Raw genomic sequence first — 18,963 nt, forward strand, 5'->3', positions numbered from 1 at the left:
AACATCTTCCCCTGTTAGAGTGATAACGGTTTGATTGCATACGCAGCGCGAGCGCGCACGTTTCGAAAGGACAACGATGGGGCGACACAGCGTGGCCGAGGAGCCGGTGCCGCATCCCCTCGACCCGCCGAAGCGGCTCGAGGGGCGCGGTGAGGCGACCGGTTCGCACCGGATCGTCGGGAAGAAGGCACCGCGGCGCAAGGTCGCCGTGTGGCCCATCGCCGCTGTGGTCCTGGTCGCGCTGATCGCCATCGGCGTCTTCGGCTGGAACTGGGCGGACGGGGAGCTGAGCACCCGCGCCGAGGCCCAGGCCAAGGCCTGCGTCGCCGGCGACACCCCGATGCGAGTAGTCGTCACCCCCAGCATCGAGAAGCCGGTCCGGGCGGCGGCCGAGCGGTGGAACAACGCCGCGACCGTGGTCCGCGATCACTGCGTGGTCATCCAGATCGACGCCCTGCCCTCCGCGGCCGTGCTCGACGGTCTCGTCGGCAGGACGAACCTGGATTCCATCGGCGGCCTTCCCGCCGCCTGGATCCCCGAGTCCTCCTACTGGGTGACCGAGCTGAACACCGCCAAGCCCGAACTGGTCGGTTCGCCCGCCCAGTCGGTCGCGACGGCGCGTTCGGCCGACTACCCGCTCGTCGGGCTCGCAGGCAAGAGCATCGACGAAGTCCAGATGCGTGCCTCGCAGACGTTCCGGCAGTTCCTGCAGCAGCCCGCCCAGCAGGCCGACTTCGCCGCCGCGGGCATCAAGGCCACCTGAGTTTCGCCTGAAGGGCCCCTTCCCGTCGCGGGGAGGGGCCCTTTCATGACATCCGGCTCAGACCAGGTCGAAGGTGTCCGGGTCGGGGCCGGTGCGGGTCCCGTCGTCGAAATCGGCGAGGGCCGCGAGATCGTCGTCGGCCAGCTCGAAGTCGAAGACGTCGAAGTTCTCGCGGATCCGGGACGGGGTCACGGATTTCGGGATGGCCACCGTGCCGAGCTGCAGATGCCAGCGCAGCACCAGCTGAGCGGGACTCTTGCCGTACTTGGCCGCGAGCGCGGTCAACGTCGCGTCCGAGAGCAGGGAACCCTGCGCCAGCGGGCTCCACGCCTCGGTGACGATGCCGTGCGCGGCGTGGAACTCCCGCAGCGCCTTCTGCTGGAGCCGAGGGTGCAGCTCGACCTGGTTGACCGCGGGCACGATCCCGGTTTCGCCGAACAGCCGCCGCAGATGCGGGACATGGAAGTTCGACACCCCGATGGCCCGCACCCGGCCGTCCGCGTAGAGCTTTTCCAGTGCCCGCCAGGTTTCGACATATTTGCCGCGTGTCGGCATCGGCCAGTGGATCAGGTAAAGGTCGACGCGGTCCAGGCCGAGCGCCGCGAGACTCGCATCGAACGCACGGAGCGCCTCGTCGTACCCGTGGCCCGGATTCGGCAGCTTCGTGGTGATGAACAGCTCGTCGCGGGGCACACCCGCCGAGCGGATCGCCTCGCCGACACCGGCTTCGTTCCGGTACGACGCGGCGGTGTCGATGCTGCGGTACCCGGCCTCGATGGCTGTCCGGACGACCTTGGCCGTGTCGCCCGCGGGCACCTGCCAGACGCCGAAACCGAGTTGGGGGATGGCTACCTCGTTGTTCAGGACGACGGAAGGCACGGCCATGGAAGCGGAATCCTCACTGGGGTCTGCGGCAGGGCTTCTTGCCCCGCATCATTCCACCCCGCGCGCCGCGTAGGCGCGCAAGTACTCCGCCGTGGCCGTGTCGGCCGGGAAGAACGACTCGATCACCAGCTCGGCGACCGTGATGTCCAACGGCGTCCCGAACGTGGAGACCGTGCTGAAGAACGTGAGATCGACGCCCTTGTGCCGCAACCGCAACGGAACGAAGATGTCGCCCGGTCCGGGGACCTCCACCTCGGGGACGGGATCCGCGCACGGGTAGGTGACCAGCTCCTCAAGCAGTTCGGTCAGCACCGGATCGGCGGTCTGGGCCACCTGCCGCCGCAGCCTGCCGAGCAGATGGGCGCGCCACTCCCCCAGGTTCAGCACATGCGGCGCCATTCCCTCGGGATGCAGTGTCAGCTTCAGGACATTGACCGGCGGTGTCATGAGGGCGGGCGAGACCAGGTGGGTCATGATCAAGACGCTCTCGTTGGCGTCGACCAGATTCCACGAGCGATCGACGACGGCGGCCGGGTACGGCTCGTGACTGGTCAGCAGTTGGCGGACCGCCTGGCGGACCGCCGCCATCTCTGGGGCGCCGAGGCCGCTTTCGGCGTACGCGGGCGCGTAGCCCGCCGCCAGGAGCAGTTGATTGCGTTCCCGCAAGGGCACCTCCAGGTGTTCGCCGAGCCGCAGCACCATGTCGCGGCTGGGCTTGGACCGGCCGGTCTCCACGAAGCTCAGGTGCCGGGTGGAGATCTCCGCGGAGATGGCGAGGTCGAGCTGGCTGATCCGGCGGCGATCGCGCCATTCCCGCAGGAGTTCGCCGACAGGTCGGCCCGCGCGGCTCGCGGTCACTGTGGTTGTCACGATCACGAACCTACGGCCACGTCCGTCGCGCCGCCATTACCTCACGCGTAATCGACGAGCCTCACCTCCGCCCGACAGAGTTGCGGCATCGGTTACCCACCACCAGAACGAGGAGACACCATGTCGGACATCCAGCGCGTCGCCGAGCAGTACATCGCCGTGTGGAACGAGACCGACGCAGACAAGCGCCGCGCGCTCATCACCGAAGTGTTCACCGAGGACGCCACTTACACCGACCCGCTCAACGCCGTCACCGGCCACGACGGTGTCGACGGCATGGTCGCCGGAGCACAGGCCCAGCTCGGAGGGCTGAAGTTCAGCCTCCCCGCGGCCCCCGACGCGCACCACGACATCGCGCGGTTCCAGTGGCACTTCGGCCCGGAGGGCATGGAAGAGCCGATGGCGATCGGCTTCGACGTCATCACCGTCGAGGACGGGCGGATCAAGCAGGTGCTGGGCTTTCTCGACAAGATGCCCGGCTGAGGCTCAGGCGAAGGCCTCCGGCGGCGGGCAGGAGCAGACGAGGTTGCGGTCACCCGCGGCCCCGTCGATCCGCCGCACCGGAGGCCAGATCTTCGCCGCCCCGATACCGGCGGGGAAGACCGCGATCTCCCTGCTGTACGGGCGATCCCACTCACCCACGAGGCAGCGGGCGGTATGCGGCGAGTTCCGCAGCGGGCTTGTCTCCACCGGCCACTCCCCCACGGCGACCTTCTCGATCTCGCCGCGGATCGCGATCATCGCGTCGCAGAACCGGTCGAGTTCGCCGAGGTCCTCGCTCTCAGTGGGCTCGACCATGAGGGTTCCCGCGACCGGGAAGGACATCGTCGGCGCGTGGAGGCCGTAGTCGGCCAACCGCTTGGCGACGTCGTCGACGGTGACACCGGTCCGTTTGGTGAGCGCGCGGAGGTCGAGGATGCACTCGTGCGCGACCAGGCCGTCGTGCCCGGAGTACAGCACCGGGTAGTGCTCCGCGAGCCGCTTGGCGACGTAGTTGGCGTTCGCGACCGCGGTCAGCGTCGCGCGCCTCAGGCCCTCTGCGCCCATCATCCGGACGTAGGCCCAGGAGATCGGCAGGATCGACGCGCTCCCCCACGGCGCGGCGCTGATCGGGCCCACGCCGGTGGCCGGGCCGGCGTCCGGCTGCAGCGGGTGGTTCGGCAGGTACGGCGCCAGGTGCGCGCGGACGCCGATCGGCCCGATGCCGGGTCCACCGCCGCCGTGCGGAATGCAGAAGGTCTTGTGCAGGTTGAGATGGGAGACGTCGGCACCGAACCTGCCGTACTGCGCCACGCCGATCAGGGCGTTCAGATTGGCCCCGTCGACGTACACCTGGCCGCCCGCGTCGTGCACCAGCGCGCAGACCTCGCGGACGGTGTCCTCGTAGACGCCGTGCGTCGAGGGATAGGTGATCATGATCGCGGCCAGATCGGCCGCGTGCTCGTCCACAGTGGACTTGAGATGGCCGAGGTCGATGTTGCCCTCGTCGTCGCATTTCACGACGACCACCCGCATACCCGCCATGACCGCGCTGGCCGCGTTCGTCCCGTGCGCGCTCGACGGGATCAGGCAGACGTCACGCGCCGCGTTCCCGCGTTCGCGATGGTAGGCCCGGATCGCCAGCAGGCCCGCGAACTCGCCCTGGCTTCCGGCGTTCGGTTGCAGGGAAACCGCGTCGTAGCCGGTGATGCCGGCGAGCCACCGCTCCAGGTCCTTCACGATGGTGAGCAGTCCGGCCGCGTCTTCGGCGGGTGCGAACGGATGCAGACCGGCGAACTCGGGCCAGGTGATCGGCTCCATTTCGGCCGTGGCGTTGAGTTTCATCGTGCACGAGCCCAGCGGGATCATGCTCCTGTCGAGTGCGACGTCCTTGTCGGACAACGCCCTCAGATACCGCAGCAACGCCGTCTCCGAACGGTGCGCGTGGAACACGGGATGCGTCAGGTAGTCGCTGGTGCGGCGCAGATCCGGCGGGAAGCCGTCGGCGGTGTCCGCGTCGAGGGAGTCCACATCGGACACCGCGACCCCGAACGCCTTCCACACCAGGGAAAGATGCTCGCGGGTCGTCGTCTCGTCACAGGCGACGGCGACGTGGTCGGCGTCCACGAGCCGGAGGTTGACCCCGAGTTCCCGAGCCGTGCCGACGACCCCTGCCGCCCGGCCGGGGACGGAAACCATGACGGTGTCGAAGAACTCGCAGTGCACGACGTCGACACCGCTTTCGGCGAGCCCCGCCGCGAGCACGGTCGCCATCCGGTGCGCGCGGTTCGCGATCGCGCGCAAGCCTTCAGGACCGTGGTACACCGCGTACATCGACGCGATCACCGCCAAGAGCACCTGAGCGGTGCAGATGTTGCTCGTCGCCTTCTCGCGGCGGATGTGCTGCTCGCGGGTCTGGAGCGCGAGCCGGTACGCGGGCGCGCCGTCGGCGTCCTTCGACACGCCCACCAGCCGCCCCGGCAGCTGCCGTTCGAGGCCCTGCCGGACGGCGAGATATGCCGCGTGCGGGCCACCGAAGCCCATCGGGACACCGAACCGCTGCGTCGACCCGATCGCGACGTCGGCACCGAGCTCGCCCGGCGACCGCAGCAGCGTCAGGGCCAGCGGGTCCGCGGCCATCACCACGGCCGCGCCCAGTGTCTTGGCCTCGGCGATGGTGTGGTCCCACTCGCGGACGGCACCCGAAGCGCCCGGATACGACAGCAGCACCCCGAAGAAGTCGCCGCCGAGGCCGAGGCCGGTGATGCCCTGGGAAAGGTCCGCGGTCACCAGCTCGATCCCGAGCGGCTCGGCGCGGGTGCGCAGGACCTCGATCGTCTGGGGCAGGGTGTCCTCGTCGACGACGAACCGGTTCGATTTCGCCTTGCCCGCGCGGCGGACCAGCGTCATCGCCTCCGCCGCCGCGGTCGCCTCGTCCAGCATCGACGCGTTGGCGATCGGCAGGCCGGTCAGGTCGGCGACCATGGTCTGGAAGTTGAGCAGCGCTTCGAGCCGGCCTTGCGAGATCTCCGGCTGATACGGCGTGTACGCGGTGTACCAGGCCGGGCTCTCCAGCACGTTGCGGCGGATCACCGGCGGGGTCACGGTGTCGTGGTAGCCGAGGCCGATCATCTGGACCATCGGCCGGTTGCGCGCGGCCAGGGCGCGGAGTTCGGCGAGCGCGCCCGTCTCGGTGGCGGGCGGCGGCAGCTCCGGCGGTGTCGCCGATTCCCGCAGCGACGCGGGGACGGCCCGCTCGGCGAGCTCGTCGAGAGAGGCGACGCCGACGACGTCGAGGATGCGCGCGAGCTCTTCGGCACCGGGGCCGATATGCCGGTCCGCGAAGGGAGTTCCGGTTTCGAGAGCGGCCAGTGACACGGGCTCCATCGGGGACCTCCCAAGACGCGGGGGTGGGGCCGGGACGGCTTGTCCTGGCCCTCCCCACTCTGTCCGTACCCCCGAAGGGGCGCCTGAGAGTTTCGCCCGAGTGTTGAGCCGGGCTTGCACCGTCGGCGGGGCCGCCAGGCTGTGACCTGGCGAACCACTTTCCAGAGGCGTCTCGTCCGCGCGGTCCAGGGTGCCTGAGAGGTTCCGGGGAGGACTTGCTCCTTCGGCGCCGAGCTCAACGGTTATCGACTCGGTCTCTCCCGCGCGGATTCGTCGACCGCGGAAGTGAGCCTACCCTGCCGCTCACGCGGCTTCATGATCAGCCGGTGCGACGTGCGTTACGGCGCTGCGTGAGCTCGTCCGGCGTGACGGTCTCGATCACTCCGCCGTCGGCCCGCTCGGCCTGGAACTCGTGGATGGTGCCGCTGATCTCCTGCATCGCCCCGCTGACCGCGATGCCGAAAACGCCCTGTCCGCCCTGGAGTAAATCGACGATCTCTTCGGGCGAGGTGCACTCGTAGACGGTGGTGCCGTCGGAGAACAGGGTGACCCTGGCGAGATCGCGGACTCCGCGCAGCCGCAGATGGTCGACGGCGACGCGGATGTTCTGCAGGGAGACGCCAGTGTCCAGCAGGCGCTTGACGACTTTCAGGACGAGGATGTCCTTGAACGAGTAGAGCCGCTGCGAACCGGAACCGTGCGCCGTGCGGATGCTCGGCGCGACCAGCTTCGTCCGGGCCCAGTAGTCGAGCTGCCGGTAGGTGATCCCGGCGATCTGACAGGCGGCGGGACCGCGGTAGCCGACGAGTTCGTCCGGGAGGGAAGAGTCTGGGAACAGCTCGCCCTGCTCGCCGTCAGCGACCGGAACGAGCGGCTCTTGAGGGCTACCAGCCTCGACCACGCCATGCCTCCCCTCGCCCGACCTGGCGGCCGGCGAACAAAGCCGCGCGGACCCACGTGAGTCCGCACCGGAGTCAACCGTCAAGACGAATGCCCCAGACATCCGAATCACACCTTGGCGATTTACCTCCATTGACGGTAAGCGCGTCCGGCAAAGCGGTCAACGCGACGCGCGGTCGACCTCAAGCTCTTCTTGAGGCTTACCAGGGCCAGTCCCCCGTTCGGCCGCGCGCTTGCCGCTTTTACTCGGTCGTGTTATTTTTTACTCATGCAAGTAAATCCCTCCACCCAAAGTGCCATGCAAGAGGTCCAGGCGGAGCTGGGGCTGTCGGTCACCGAAGCCGCACGGCGGGCCCAGATCGTCGGCGCCACGATCGCGACGATCTCCGACCTCGGCTACCACAAGACGTCGTTCGCGAAGATCAAGGAGCGGGCCGGACTGTCCAGCACCCGGATCATCTCGTACCACTTCACCAACAAGGCCGGCCTGATGCAGGCCGTGGTCACCACCGCGACCGGGATGAAGGACAAGTTCCTCGAGGAGCGGATCCAGGGCACGACCGACCGGGCCGGGCTCCTGCGCGGCTACATCGAGTCGGAGATCGCGTTCCTCGGCTCGTACCCGGAACTGGTGCGGGTCATGGTCGAGATGGGCTCGAGCGGCTCGGACGCCGAGGGCTGGTTCATGTCGGCGCCGATGGTCGAGGAGTTCCGGACCGGGCGGCTCGAACGCCAGCTCCGGCAGGGGCAGCAGGACGGCTCTTTCGGCGGCTTCGCGGCCGACGTGATGGCGCTGTCGATCGCGCAGGCCGTCGACGGTGTCGCCGCGAGGTTCGCGGCGGACCCGAAGGTGGACTTGGAGCGGTACGGGCGGGAACTGGCGGATCTGTTCGTCAAGGCGACCGCGGCCTGAGGGCCCGGATTCGCTGGGGGCAGTCGTGAGTGTTTTGTGTCGTTCTAACGACCCAAGACACTCACGACCACCTGGACCGCCTCGGTTCCGAGCCCTTGCCCCGCTTGAGATACGTGAAGGACCCCTTCATTGCGCTAGGCGCAATGAAGGGGTCCTTCACGTACTTAGGGAAGGTGTGAAGGTCGAGTTTCCTCGGCTCAGCCGAGGGAAGGAGGCCTTCACGGACCGGACCGGCGAGCAGCCGCAGCCAGAACCCGGCAGGCACCCAAGACACCCTCGCCGCGCACCCGGCCGAAGCATCACCACACGCAAGAAGAAGGGGCGGCGCCACCGGCGCCGCCCCTTCGTTCAAGATCTCAGGATGTGATCAGGTGTCCGCGCCGCGGAAGTCCTCGGGCGAGACGGAGTCGAGGAACTCGCGGAACTTCTCGACCTCGTCCTCCTGCTCGTCGGGGATGATGAGGCCCGCTTCCTCCAGCACCGCGTCGACGGCGTGGATCGGCACCCCCACCCGCAGCGCCAGCGCCACCGAATCGCTCGGCCGTGCCGAAACCCGGATGTCCCCGTCGAAGACCAGCTCCGCGAAGAACGTGCCTTCCTTCAGATCGGTGATGACGACCTGTTCCAGCTCGCGGCCCAGCGCCCCGATGACCTCCTTGAGCAGGTCATGGGTGAGCGGACGGGCCGGGCGGACTCCCTGCTGCTCCAAGGCGATGGCGGTGGCCTCGACCGAGCCGATCCAGATCGGCAGGTAACGCTCGCCTTCGGTTTCCCGCAGCAACAAGATCGGCTGATTCGCGGGTAGCTCCACCCGCACGCCGACGACGCGCATCTCGCTCATCGGGCTTCGCCTCCCTCTCGTGCGCACGGGCCGCAACGCTTGTCTCGACGACCAAGCGACGGCAGTCCCGACGCTACCCGTCTTCCGAGCGCTGTGCTCGCTGTCTCCGACATTCTCGGTTCGCCCGCGGCAAACCCAACTCCACGGTACGGCATTGGATGCCGAACATTCAGTCATTGACAAGTGGCCTCACGACGGTTCCCCGTCCCCGGAACCACTCAACCGCCCGTGACAGCCCGTATTCCGGCCTTCACCAAGAGCGTATGTAACGCCACGGTCAGTGCGGCTAGCTCTCGGACGACCTCGTCGCCCCTCGCCTGGGCGTCCTCGTCACGATGCCGATACACCGGGGTCACGATCTGCTCCAGCAGGCCGACCTCGCGGTCGGCCGCGGCCCGGAAGGCACGCAGATGTCTCGGCTCTATACCGAATTCGGTCATCGCTTTCACGGTCTTCGCCACGAGGACCGCGTCGGGATCGAAGAAACCCGCCGCTCCTGGGCGGACGAGACCGTATTGCCGCAGCTCAGCCAGGGTGGCGGCGTCGATGCCGGCCTGGCGGAGCAGATCTTCCTCGGTCAGCCTGATCTCGCGATCGGTCTCGAAGTCCCCGGGGGACGGCAGTCCGCCGTTTTCCCCGGGAGCTTCGAGCGAAACGAGTTTCCGCGGCGGCTTGGGCAGTTCCGCCGAAGGCGCGGCGCCCTGATCCGCCGCGTCCAGCTGTTCCTTGATGACCTTCAACGGAAGGTAGTGATCCCGCTGGGCGGACAGGACGAACCGCAACCGCTCCACGTCCGCCGGAGCGAACTGCCGGTACCCGGACGGGGTCCGGCCCGGTTGGACCAGACCCTCCGCCTCGAGGAACCGGATCTTGGAGATGGTGACATCGGGAAAGTCGCCGCGCAGCTGTGCCAGCACGGCCCCGATGCTCAACCCATCGCGCTGCGACGCATCCCGATCAGGCCGCCCGGCCGCCGTCACCGTGCCCCCTGGCCCCCGGAACCCGGGCCGGTCAGGAAGACCAGGCGGAACTTGCCGATCTGCACCTCGTCGCCACCGGCGAGGACGGCCTGGTCGACCGGCTCGCGGTTGACGTAGGTGCCGTTGAGGCTGCCGACGTCGATGACGACGAACTCGCCACCCTCACGGCGGAACTCGGCGTGCCGCCGGGAAACCGTGACGTCGTCGAGGAAGATGTCGCTGTCCGGGTGCCGTCCCGCACTGGTGGTGTCGCGGTCCAGCAGGAAGCGCGAACCCGCGTTCGGGCCGCGCTTGACGACCAGCAGCGCGGAACCCGCGGGAAGCGCGTCCACACCCTGGACGGGGGCCTCGGCAGCCGGAGGAGCCTCAGTGCCTTCGACGTCGGCCAGGAAGTCGGCCCGGAAGACAGAAGTCCGCTCCGGAGACTGCTCCGGGGGAACGCCGGGCCCGTCGTTCGTGCTCACCTGAGCTCTCCTAACGCATGTGTGTTGCCACTACTCAAGAACGTGTGGAGGTCAAACGTACCGTGCCTGATCGAAACTCCGGCCCGCGGCTCCCCCTACTCTTCCCGGAGGGCCGCGGCCTGCGGCTATTCCTTGATCAGCGCCTGGTACGCCTCCGCCTCGAGCAGGGATTCGACCGAGCTCGCGTCGTCGAGACGGAGTTCGATCAGCCAGCCCTCGCCGTAGGGGTCGCTGTTGATCAGCTCGGGTGAGTCGGTCACCGCGTCGTTGACCGCGACCACCTCGCCGTCGAGCGGGGCGAACAGCTCCGAAACGCTCTTGGTCGACTCGACCTCGCCGAACGCGTCGCCCGAGCCGACCTGCTTGCCGACCTCGGGCAGTTCGACGAACACCACGTCACCGAGCTGGTCCTGGGCGTACTCCGTGATGCCCACGCGCACGAGCCCTCCGTCACGGACGGAGACCCACTCGTGTTCCTCGGTGTAGCGCAGTTCTTCTGGAGTGGACAACGCCGCTCCCCTTTCCGATGCTCTCGCTCGAAACCGACGCGCGCAGTTTCGCATCCCGCCGGGTCACGCGCCCGGCGCCTCCCGTGAGCCCGCCGGATCGGCCGTTCGCAGTGCCCGGGTCGTCTGGACGACGTACAGCACGCCCGAATAGACGTACAGGACGGCGCCCCACGCCGTGAACGCGTACCCGATCGGCCGGGCGATGGCCGCGATGTCGGAGCCGCCCTGGGTGACCAGCAGGAACGGGAAGGCGTACATCAGCACGAAGGTTGCGCCCTTGCCGATGTAGGTGACCTCCGGCGGGGCGAACCCGCGGTGGCGGAGCACCAGCACGCAGACGCCCAGTACGGCCTCGCGCACGACCAGCGGGACCACCACCCACCACGGGACGATGTCGCGGATGAGGAACGCGATGAGCGTCGCGAGGATGTAGAGCCGGTCGGCGGCGGGGTCGAGCAGCTGGCCGAGCCGCGACATCTGGTTGAGCCAGCGGGCGAGTTTGCCGTCGAGCCAGTCGGTGAGCGCGCTGAACACGAGCAGCGCGAGCGCCCAGCCGTCCTCCTTCGGGCCGAGCAGCAGCCAGAGGAAGACCGGCACCCCGGCGAGCCGGAGGATCGAAAGCATGTTGGGGACGTTCAGGGCCTGCCGCAGCAAAGAAGGCTCTTCGCTGGTCACGCTCGGTTCGGGGGGCGTACTCACCCGCTCAGCCTATCCAGCGGCGGCAGGTCCTCCCGCGTCAGCTGGCCCGGGTGTGGGTCCAGCCGCGGCGTTGCAGGTCCGCGCTGGTCAGCGCCACGGGCCTGCCTCGGTGGTCGGTGCCCATCCAGCGGGTGTGGCCGGCGGAGCTCTCGAGGACGTACGGGCGGCCGCCGCACCAGACGACGGTGCACGGTGCCGTCGGTGGCAGCTCCGTGTTCGCCGGTGCGGTGGCCTGGGGTGACGCGGGATCGGTCTGTTCGTCGGTCTTCATCGCTCTCACGGTTTCGGTGACGGGGACTGGGACACGCCGGAGCGCTACCTTTGTTTTCGGCAGAACGGGCCCGCGTGTTAACGGTTCCGGGCCGGATTCGTCCGATCGGTTCGCGACGACAGCAGGGTGTTGTCACGCCGTGAACGGCATGTTAATTGTCCACAATGGACAGTACTTGGGCGGTCCTCGCGTACCGCCGCGTCGTCGGCGCGATAACCTCCCGCGAATCGAACGTGGCTCAATGCCACGGCATCGGGCCCGGCCGGGTCAGAATGGGCCGGCCACGACCGGCCGACGAAAGGATCGCCTTGCCCGTCTCGACGACCACGGGAACCTGGCGGCGCCTCTTCGCGGCCTGCGCCGTCGCCGGAACGCTCGCCGCCTGTTCGGGCGAAGCTCCGCCACCGCCTGTCACCTCGACGCCGTCCTCGCCGCCTGTTCCCTCTTCGGTCGTGACCAGCCCGTCGCTACCGCCGATCCCGTCCCAGACCGCGCCGAGTTCGTCCGTCGCCCCGAATCCCGCCCCCAAGCCGAAGCCGGCTGAACCGGTACAGGGTTCATGCGGCACGGTCACCGCGGCGAGCGGGCTGACCCTTCAGGTGCTCAACGGGCCCGGGGTCTCCTGTGCGGACGCGACCGGCATCGTCGGCTCGTTCCACAAGAGGATCGCCGGACGCCAGTCCGCGGGCTCGGACGAGCCGGTCAGCGAGACCGTCGACGGCTGGCTGTGCGTCTCCGGCGCCCCCGCCGCGCAAGGCGGCACCAGTTGCAGCAAGGGCGAGCAGAACGTGTTCGCCGCCGTCGTCCCCGTCGAATGAACCATCCCCGAGAAGAAGGGCCCATGAAGAGCCTCGCCGTAGTTCCCGCCGCGCTCGCCGTCGTCCTGCTGAGCGGCTGTGGCGCCGATCCCGCTCCCGCGGCCGCGCCGCCGCCGTCCTCCCCCGCGGCCGCGCCGGCCGCCGCCGCCGGAACACCCTGTGGCGAGGTGGCCGGGCCCCAGGGTTCGAAGAACAAGGTCGTCGCGCACGGAAAGACCGAGTGCGCCGAAGCGACCCAGGTGCTCACGGACTACTTCACCAAGCTGACGCCCGCCGAAGCCGCTTCGCCGCAGGGCCCCGGGCCGGTGGTGATCGGTTCCTGGACCTGCGGGAGCGGGCCGAACGATCCGGTGACGAGCTGTTCCACCGAGGACGAGCGGCAGATCGAAGCGACCCGGCTCTGACGGGCACCCGGCGGCGTCACTTCTTCCGACGCCGCCGGACCGTGTCCAGCCGGTACAGGACGCCGAGGCCGATCGCCATCCCCAGCAGGGCAAGGCCGAAGAACCCGACCACCGACACGCTCCAGATCAGTGACGACCTCGACCGATAGACGAATCCATCGCCGGCGAAGATCTTGTCGCCCTCCTCGGCCTTGTCACCCTTGATGCTCCCGCGACCGGTGCGCCCGTCGTCGAACCGCCACTCCCCCGAGCAGTAGGGAATCACCCCGCTCATCGGCGCTCCTCCCTCGGCGCACCCCGAGATCTCGGTGACGGTGACTTCCTCGCCGGTGTTCAGTTCACTCACGTAATCACCGAAATCTCCCCAGGTGACACACACCAGGAAGACGTACGGGATCCCGGCCAACAGCACTCGGAAAAGAATTCTGGAATTCCGCGGTTCGTCCGGCACTGAGTTCCTTTCCTCGGATCACTGAAGCGTCAGCAAGGCTTCCCGATCGAGTTTTCCGACAACCAGGTACTTCGGCAGATATCCGGCCGGGACCACGAAACAGACGAGACCCGCGGTTCCGTCGAAAGCGCCAGGAGCGCCCGCGCAGCCCTCGGCCCGTCGCGGAGAGCCGTGCTCGTCGGCCGACAGCTCCAGCGCCGTGTCACCCAGGCGGGACGCCTCGACTCGCAAGGTGAGGACGTGGAACCCGCTCAGCCACGCCTCGGCCCCTTCGGGCGGTTTCGGCAGGCTGTCGACGACACGCACGGCCGACTCGCCGGACACGGCGGTCTGCCCCTTGCCGATCACCGGCGGCGGCCCCCACGCCTCGCGGCGGTGTTCCCACAGGTTCGGGACGGGATCGGCCGCGTCGCGGTACGCCGTCCCGCCGAAACCGAGTGGCGCCAGCACGACATACGCGGCGAAGACGAAGCCTGCCAGGAACGACAGTGCCTTCCGCGCGGTCACCGGCCTCACGACCGAGAACGCCAGGACGGCCCCGGCGATCAAGAGCGCTCCGCCGATCGACATCGCCGTGGTCTTCTCCCACGGGTGATGGGCCTCCACGACCGCGGTGGCCCCGCGCACGGACAACACCCGGTCCGTCACCGAGGAGAGCTTCGCGACCACAGGCTCCGCGAGGCCGAACGTCCGATCCGTCGGCAGTTCGATCGCGCGGCCGTCCTCGGTGATCGCCAGGGTCTCGTAGGTGGTGTGCGGACCGTTCTGCCCTTCGGTTGTCGTGGAGTCCGACACGGAAACCACCGCGCGCACGTCGTAAGAATCGGCCAGCCCCTCGGCGGCCCACCGTCCGGCGAAAGCCGCGATGAATCCCAGGACGATTCCGAGCACGACCAGAACGGCCACCGTTTCCGGCCGCGTCCTGCCTTTTCGAGACACTTCCTGAAAAGTCATCGACACCCCCTTGTCCGACCGATCCAGTCTATTCTTCGACGGGTCCGACGGCACGGGATTTGTACCTACGCCCACCATTTCCGCGGTCATTTCGTCCTCCTCGACCACCAGGGGCCCCCTTGCGGGCCAAGGTAAGAGTCCTCTAGACTCAAACTATGCTCACCAGGGACGACGCCGTGACGATGATCGAGAGTTCGATCGATGCGGCCACTCTGTTCGCCCACCACCGTTACCGCGATCTGGCGGCCGCGCTCCATCCCGACCGCAACCCCGGCGACCCCCGCGCCCACCGGGCGGCCGCCACCCTCAACCGTCTTCACTCCGACTGGAAACGCGCGCAGCGCCAGACCGTCACGACGGCGACGTCGGCCTACACCCTCACCGCCCCGCACGCGGTGGGCAGTGTCGCGACGACCTACCGCACCACCGGCCCTCACCTGGTCAAACTCGTCCGCGACCCGGCGCTCAACCCGCTGATCCACGCCGAGTGGGCGGCGTTGCGCACGCTCGACGGGTTCACCGAACGGCACCGCTGGCTGCGTCCCTACTACCCGCGGCTGCTCGACACTTCGGGTCCGGTGGCGCGGGGCGACCGGGCGTTCAGCGTCCTCGATCCGCTCGTCGACGGGTTCGTCACCCTCGCCGACATCGCGAAGGCCTTCCCGGGCGGGCTCGACGGCCGCGACTACGCCTGGATGCACCGGCGCCTGCTGCGCGCCGTGGCGGGCGCGCACCGCGCGGGCGTCGTCCACGGCCATCTCACCGCGGACAACGTGCTCGTCCACCCCGGACGGCACGGGATCGTCCTGATCGGCTGGTCCTTCGCGGTCGAAGACGGGGCGCTTCCGCTGGCGGCGGACAACTCCCTCCGATACCCGCCCGAAGTACGCAAAGGACAGCCGATGACCACGGCCACCGACGTCCACATGCTTCACGAACTGATGCTTTCCCTGCTGTCGCCCGCGGAAACCCGCCAACGCGCGTTCGCCACGTGGTGCACGCAAGAAGACCCGGCACAGCGACCCGACGCAGTCGATCTGCTCGACGAGTACGACGACCTGCTCGGCGAGCTGTACGGACCCCGCACCTTCCGCCCCTTCACCATCCCCGAGACAGGAGCCTGACCATGGGACACGGACACTGGGACGACAACGCCTACGCCGCCGCGAAGACCTTCCGCGCGGCCAAGGGCGAGGACGATTTCGGCTACAGCGCCGACCTACGCGCCAAACCCGCGAAGGATTGGAAGGCCGCGGCCGCGCTCGATCCGAAGAACGCCGTCCGGGAATGCCGGGATTCGGCCGACCACACCGATTCGACGCCGATCGCGGTGCTGTTCGACGTCACCGGCTCGATGCGCCGGGTACCGCGGATCATGCAGGGCAAGCTCGGAAAACTGCACGGCCTGCTGAAGCGCCGGGGCTATCTCGCCGACCCACAGGTGCTGTTCGGCGCGATCGGCGACGCCGACAGCGACCGGGTCCCGTTGCAGATCGGGCAGTTCGAGTCGGACAACCGGATGGACGAGCAGCTGCGCACGATCTTCCTCGAAGGCGGTGGCGGCGGGCAGAAGAGCGAGTCCTACGAGCTGGCCGCCTACTTCATGGCCCGGCACGTGGTCACCGACGCGTGGCGGAACCGCGGCCGCAAGGGCTATCTGTTCCTCATCGGTGACGAGCTGAACAAGCCGGCGCTGGAGGCCCGCCACATCCGCCGGGTGCTCGGCGACGACGTCCGGGAAGACATCGATCCCGCGTCGGTGTACCGGGAGCTGGCCCGCAAGTGGCACGTCTACTTCGTGCTGCCGAACCAGTCTTCGTACTACAACGACCCGGAGATCGGCGAGCACTGGAGCGGCCTGCTCGGCCAGAACTTCCTCAAACTCGACGACCCCGGCGCGGTGTGCGAACTGATCGCGGCCACGATCGGGCTGGAGGAACGGGTCGTCGACGTCGACCGGGCGCTCGCCGATCTCGCGGACGTCGGCTCGGTCGCCGAGAGCAAGGCTGTCGGCAAGGCGCTGGCGAAACTGGGCACCAAGTCTGTCGTCACCTCGGCGATCCCGGAGCCAGGCGGCCCGAGCGACGTGGTGCTGCGATGAGTCCGCTTGCCGGGCACGTGGTGGTGGTCGGGCTCGGCTTCGGCGACGAAGGCAAGGGAGCCGTGGTCGACGCGCTCTGCGCCGCCGGGCCCACCACCGCCGTCGTCCGCTTCAACGGGGGCGCGCAGGCCGCGCACAACGTCGTCGCGGACGGGCGGCACCACACCTTCAGCCAGTTCGGGGCGGGCACGTTCGCCGGCGTGCCCACCCACCTTTCACGGTTCGTACTGGTCGAGCCGTTCGCGCTGGCCTCGGAAGCCCGGCGGCTCGAAGCCGTCGGCGTCCGGAATCCGCTGTCGCTGCTGAGTGTGGACGGTCAAGCCCTCCTCACGACCCCGTTCCATATCCACGCCAACCGGGCGAGGGAGGAGGCCCGCGGCGCGAACCGGCACGGCTCCTGCGGGAAGGGCATCGGCGAGACCGTCTGGTATTCGCTGCTGCCCGGGGCCGTGCCGGGCGAGGTGGTGGAGAACCAGGAGGTGATCGGGACGCCGGGGGAAGCGCCCACGGTCGCCGACTGCGCCCGGCCGTCGGTGCTGCGGCGCAAACTGGACGCGCTCGCGCGGTTCTACGCGCCGCTCGCCACGCCGTCGCACAGCGTGGACGAACTGGTGGCGCTGTACCGCGATTTCGCGGACGCGGTGCGGATCACCGACGGGGCCGAAACGGGACGGCTCGCGGATGCCGGAAGGCTGGTTTTCGAGGGAGCGCAGGGGGTTCTCCTCGACCAACACCACGGGTTCCATCCGCACACGACCTGGTCCACCACCACCCCGCACAACGCCCGCGAGCTGCTGGGCGGGCGCCCGCACACGGTCGTGGGTGTCACGCGGACCTATCTCACCCGGCACGGCGCGGGGCCGCTGCCCACCGAGTCCGCCGCCGTGCTCGCCCGCTTTCCCGAGGCGCACAACGGAACCGGCGAGTTCCAAGGCGCGTGGCGGGCGGGCCATCTCGACGCGGCACTGCTGGACTACGCGATCGCGGCCTGCGACGGCGTGGACGCGCTCGCGGTGACCCACCTCGACGCGACCGGGCTGAAGGTCGTGCCCGGCGACGGCTCCCCCGCCGTCGAACTCTCGGATCCGCTGGCGTGGTTCAGCGCACGGCTGCCAGTGGCCGTCGCCGGGTACGGCCCGGACAGGGCCGGTTACCGGGTCGCTGAGGCAAGGTCGACAATCAACGCGTGATCGAGTCGACGCCGGTGTCCGTGGACGTGCTCGTGGTGCGGTTCGACCCTGACACCAGGACAGTGCTGCTGGGAATCGCGCCGCGAGCCGCCGAGCCGTTCGCGGGGGAACTCGCCCTGCCCGGGGTGCTGCTCGGGCTCGGGGAGCGGCTGCGGGACGCGGCCGGGCGGGCGGCGGTCGCCAAACTCGGGCTCCCGCCGGACGCGCTCTCGGCGACGGGACAGCTCGCCACCTTCGACGAGCCGAACCGTGATCCCCGGGGCCCGACGCTGTCGGTCGCCTTGTGGGCCACCACGTCCCCCGCGCTCGACGATCCGGGGAACGTGGTGTGGACGCCGTTGGCCGAGGTTCCTCCGCTGGCTTTCGACCACGACCGGATCGTCGCGGACTGCCGTCCGCTGCTGGCCGACAAACTGTGGCGGGACGTCGCCTTCACCGCCGGGCTGCTGGGCCCGATCTTCACCACGGCACAGGCCTTGGACGCGACCGAAGCGCTGACCGGGGACCGCCCCTATCCGGCCAATCTGGGCCGGACCATGGAGCGGGTCCCCGGGTTGCGGCGCACCACCGAACACGCGGCCGCCCTCCCCAAGGGAGGACGGCCGCCGTCGTTGTGGCGCTGGGAATGACGCCGGTCAGATCCCGCAGGAGGACGCCGACCAGAACCGGTTGGCCCGGTGGGCGACGTGCGTGTGATCGCTGTGGCCGGGGTAGCCCGGCCCGAGGATCTCACTGAACCCGTGGTTACGGGCCTGCTGCGCCAGCCCGCAGAAACCCTGCGAGCCCGCCCCGAGGTCGACCGCGTCGCCGTAGAGGTGACGGCTGGCGGCCGCTCCGCCGACCGCGTTGTTGCAGGCGACGCTGCGGAAGCCGCCGTTCACGGTGATCGGCCGGTCACCCATGGCGTGCCGCATCGCCTGCAGCTTCCACATCGACACCAGCGCGTTGGCCTTCGCCGTCGCGGGTGAGACGTTGCCGCCCGACCAGTCGGAGTTGCACCGGTTCAGTTCGGCGAAGGTGAAGTTGACCGGCGAGCAGTCGTTGTCCTGCAACGCGTAGATCTTCGTGAACGTGGCCGATCCGGCGACGCCGTCCGCGCCCAGCCCGTACGCCTGCTGGAAGCGGGTGACCGCGGCCTTGGTGCCCGCGCCGAACTGGCCGTCGATGGCGAGCACGCCACCGTAACCGGGATAACCGGCGACCCGGATCTGTAGTTGCCGGACGTCCTCACCGGACGCGCCCTCGGACAACGTGCGTCCCCAGGAGTAACAGGCGTCGGCGACGGACATGTCGCCCGCCGTCACCGGGCCCGGATCGGCGGCGGCCGGGGTGGCCACCGCGGTACCGAGCCCGGCCACGAGGGCGAGCATCGGCAGGAGGAAACGAATGCGCATGACAGGAACACCTTTCAAAGCAGGGAAGGTGAGACCCGTGACCCCCACGGGTTGTCAACGATTCACTGCCCGAGATGCTAACCCGGTTCCTGCTACCGCACTGTGGGTCGTTCGACCCACAGGTCTGCTTCGGCTATGCCGTCACGCGTGATCAGACGGCGATCTCGCGTGATTGGAGACGTAACTCGCG

23 protein-coding genes and 1 riboswitch are annotated in these 18,963 nt (G+C 69.0%); of the genes, 9 read left to right on the plus strand and 14 right to left on the minus strand.

The window, feature by feature from the left end:
• Positions 1-76 precede the first annotated feature (76 nt).
• On the plus strand, positions 77-763 hold the full coding sequence (locus tag ACZ6YV_RS32005; protein ID WP_465513166.1) for a hypothetical protein: 687 nt from the start codon (positions 77-79) through the stop codon (positions 761-763).
• Positions 764-820: 57 nt separating this feature from the next.
• On the opposite strand, the gene ACZ6YV_RS32010 is transcribed toward ACZ6YV_RS32005, so the two are convergent.
• Together ACZ6YV_RS32010 and ACZ6YV_RS32015 are read right to left on the minus strand one after the other, a co-directional pair.
• On the minus strand, positions 821-1,648 hold the full coding sequence (locus ACZ6YV_RS32010) for an aldo/keto reductase (RefSeq protein WP_378236873.1): 828 nt from the start codon (positions 1,646-1,648) through the stop codon (positions 821-823).
• Positions 1,649-1,696: 48 nt separating this feature from the next.
• The gene (locus ACZ6YV_RS32015; RefSeq protein ID WP_465513167.1) at positions 1,697-2,524 is read right to left on the minus strand and encodes a helix-turn-helix domain-containing protein; all 828 of its coding nucleotides are present in this window, start codon (positions 2,522-2,524) and stop codon (positions 1,697-1,699) included.
• Between the two features lie 114 nt (positions 2,525-2,638).
• On the opposite strand from ACZ6YV_RS32015, the gene ACZ6YV_RS32020 reads away from it, so the two are divergent.
• Positions 2,639-3,001 carry a nuclear transport factor 2 family protein gene (locus tag ACZ6YV_RS32020; protein WP_465513168.1) on the plus strand — a complete coding sequence of 121 codons (363 nt, stop codon included), beginning with the start codon at positions 2,639-2,641 and terminating at the stop codon, positions 2,999-3,001.
• Between the two features lie 3 nt (positions 3,002-3,004).
• On the opposite strand, the gene gcvP is transcribed toward ACZ6YV_RS32020, so the two are convergent.
• Both gcvP and ACZ6YV_RS32030 read right to left on the minus strand, forming a co-directional pair.
• Positions 3,005-5,884 carry an aminomethyl-transferring glycine dehydrogenase gene (gene gcvP, locus ACZ6YV_RS32025; RefSeq protein ID WP_465513169.1) on the minus strand — a complete coding sequence of 960 codons (2,880 nt, stop codon included), beginning with the start codon at positions 5,882-5,884 and terminating at the stop codon, positions 3,005-3,007.
• Between the two features lie 171 nt (positions 5,885-6,055).
• Positions 6,056-6,157: riboswitch (glycine riboswitch) on the minus strand.
• Between the two features lie 46 nt (positions 6,158-6,203).
• Positions 6,204-6,785: a MerR family transcriptional regulator gene (locus ACZ6YV_RS32030; RefSeq protein WP_125794182.1), complete on the minus strand. Its 582-nt coding sequence runs from the start codon at positions 6,783-6,785 to the stop codon at positions 6,204-6,206.
• A gap of 297 nt (positions 6,786-7,082) precedes the next feature.
• Here ACZ6YV_RS32030 and ACZ6YV_RS32035 point away from each other — a divergent pair, with 297 nt between their 5' ends.
• Positions 7,083-7,697: a TetR/AcrR family transcriptional regulator gene (locus ACZ6YV_RS32035; protein WP_465513170.1), complete on the plus strand. Its 615-nt coding sequence runs from the start codon at positions 7,083-7,085 to the stop codon at positions 7,695-7,697.
• Between the two features lie 367 nt (positions 7,698-8,064).
• On the opposite strand, the gene ACZ6YV_RS32040 is transcribed toward ACZ6YV_RS32035, so the two are convergent.
• The 7 genes from ACZ6YV_RS32040 to ACZ6YV_RS32070 all read right to left on the minus strand — a co-directional run bounded on the left by ACZ6YV_RS32040 (position 8,065) and on the right by ACZ6YV_RS32070 (position 12,035).
• On the minus strand, positions 8,065-8,538 hold the full coding sequence (locus ACZ6YV_RS32040) for a bifunctional nuclease family protein (RefSeq protein WP_005150031.1): 474 nt from the start codon (positions 8,536-8,538) through the stop codon (positions 8,065-8,067).
• Positions 8,539-8,756: 218 nt separating this feature from the next.
• Complete coding sequence (ftsR, locus tag ACZ6YV_RS32045) at positions 8,757-9,518, minus strand: transcriptional regulator FtsR (RefSeq protein WP_378236879.1); 762 nt, start codon at positions 9,516-9,518, stop codon at positions 8,757-8,759.
• Entirely contained in the window at positions 9,515-9,982 is a 468-nt protein-coding gene (gene garA / locus ACZ6YV_RS32050; protein ID WP_016334077.1) for a glycogen accumulation regulator GarA, read from the minus strand. Before garA ends, ftsR begins: the two co-directional genes overlap by 4 nt.
• 125 nt (positions 9,983-10,107) lie before the next feature.
• On the minus strand, positions 10,108-10,491 hold the full coding sequence (gene gcvH / locus ACZ6YV_RS32055; RefSeq protein WP_378236880.1) for a glycine cleavage system protein GcvH: 384 nt from the start codon (positions 10,489-10,491) through the stop codon (positions 10,108-10,110).
• 63 nt (positions 10,492-10,554) lie between these two features.
• Complete coding sequence (locus ACZ6YV_RS32060) at positions 10,555-11,190, minus strand: CDP-alcohol phosphatidyltransferase family protein (protein WP_465513171.1); 636 nt, start codon at positions 11,188-11,190, stop codon at positions 10,555-10,557.
• 37 nt (positions 11,191-11,227) lie between these two features.
• Positions 11,228-11,461: a hypothetical protein gene (locus ACZ6YV_RS32065; protein WP_005150017.1), complete on the minus strand. Its 234-nt coding sequence runs from the start codon at positions 11,459-11,461 to the stop codon at positions 11,228-11,230.
• Between the two features lie 238 nt (positions 11,462-11,699).
• Positions 11,700-12,035 carry a hypothetical protein gene (locus ACZ6YV_RS32070; protein ID WP_465513172.1) on the minus strand — a complete coding sequence of 112 codons (336 nt, stop codon included), beginning with the start codon at positions 12,033-12,035 and terminating at the stop codon, positions 11,700-11,702.
• Between the two features lie 25 nt (positions 12,036-12,060).
• On the opposite strand from ACZ6YV_RS32070, the gene ACZ6YV_RS32075 reads away from it, so the two are divergent.
• On the plus strand, positions 12,061-12,279 hold the full coding sequence (locus ACZ6YV_RS32075) for a hypothetical protein (RefSeq protein WP_244199987.1): 219 nt from the start codon (positions 12,061-12,063) through the stop codon (positions 12,277-12,279).
• 23 nt (positions 12,280-12,302) lie between these two features.
• Entirely contained in the window at positions 12,303-12,683 is a 381-nt protein-coding gene (locus tag ACZ6YV_RS32080; protein WP_465513173.1) for a hypothetical protein, read from the plus strand.
• A 16-nt stretch (positions 12,684-12,699) separates the two neighbouring features.
• On the opposite strand, the gene ACZ6YV_RS32085 is transcribed toward ACZ6YV_RS32080, so the two are convergent.
• On the minus strand, positions 12,700-13,029 hold the full coding sequence (locus tag ACZ6YV_RS32085; RefSeq protein ID WP_465513174.1) for a hypothetical protein: 330 nt from the start codon (positions 13,027-13,029) through the stop codon (positions 12,700-12,702).
• Positions 13,030-13,152: 123 nt separating this feature from the next.
• Positions 13,153-14,088 carry a hypothetical protein gene (locus tag ACZ6YV_RS32090; protein WP_465513175.1) on the minus strand — a complete coding sequence of 312 codons (936 nt, stop codon included), beginning with the start codon at positions 14,086-14,088 and terminating at the stop codon, positions 13,153-13,155.
• Positions 14,089-14,243: 155 nt separating this feature from the next.
• Here ACZ6YV_RS32090 and ACZ6YV_RS32095 point away from each other — a divergent pair, with 155 nt between their 5' ends.
• From ACZ6YV_RS32095 to ACZ6YV_RS32110, 4 genes are read left to right on the plus strand one after another with little or no spacing between them, the layout of a single operon-like run.
• Positions 14,244-15,212 carry an adenylate cyclase gene (locus ACZ6YV_RS32095; protein WP_465513176.1) on the plus strand — a complete coding sequence of 323 codons (969 nt, stop codon included), beginning with the start codon at positions 14,244-14,246 and terminating at the stop codon, positions 15,210-15,212.
• A 2-nt stretch (positions 15,213-15,214) separates the two neighbouring features.
• Entirely contained in the window at positions 15,215-16,189 is a 975-nt protein-coding gene (locus ACZ6YV_RS32100) for a hypothetical protein (protein ID WP_465513177.1), read from the plus strand.
• A complete protein-coding gene (locus ACZ6YV_RS32105) occupies positions 16,186-17,379 on the plus strand; it encodes an adenylosuccinate synthetase (protein WP_465513178.1) in 1,194 nt (397 codons plus the stop codon). Before ACZ6YV_RS32100 ends, ACZ6YV_RS32105 begins: the two co-directional genes overlap by 4 nt.
• Positions 17,376-18,008, plus strand: coding sequence for an NUDIX domain-containing protein (locus ACZ6YV_RS32110; protein WP_465513179.1), 633 nt, complete (start codon positions 17,376-17,378; stop codon positions 18,006-18,008). Before ACZ6YV_RS32105 ends, ACZ6YV_RS32110 begins: the two co-directional genes overlap by 4 nt.
• 6 nt (positions 18,009-18,014) lie before the next feature.
• Here ACZ6YV_RS32110 and ACZ6YV_RS32115 read toward each other — a convergent pair whose 3' ends face one another.
• Positions 18,015-18,773, minus strand: a complete 759-nt coding sequence (locus tag ACZ6YV_RS32115) for a D-Ala-D-Ala carboxypeptidase family metallohydrolase (protein ID WP_465513180.1) — start codon at positions 18,771-18,773, stop codon at positions 18,015-18,017.
• Positions 18,774-18,963: the final 190 nt, after the last annotated feature.

This window comes from Amycolatopsis sp. NPDC102522, assembly GCF_055584485.1.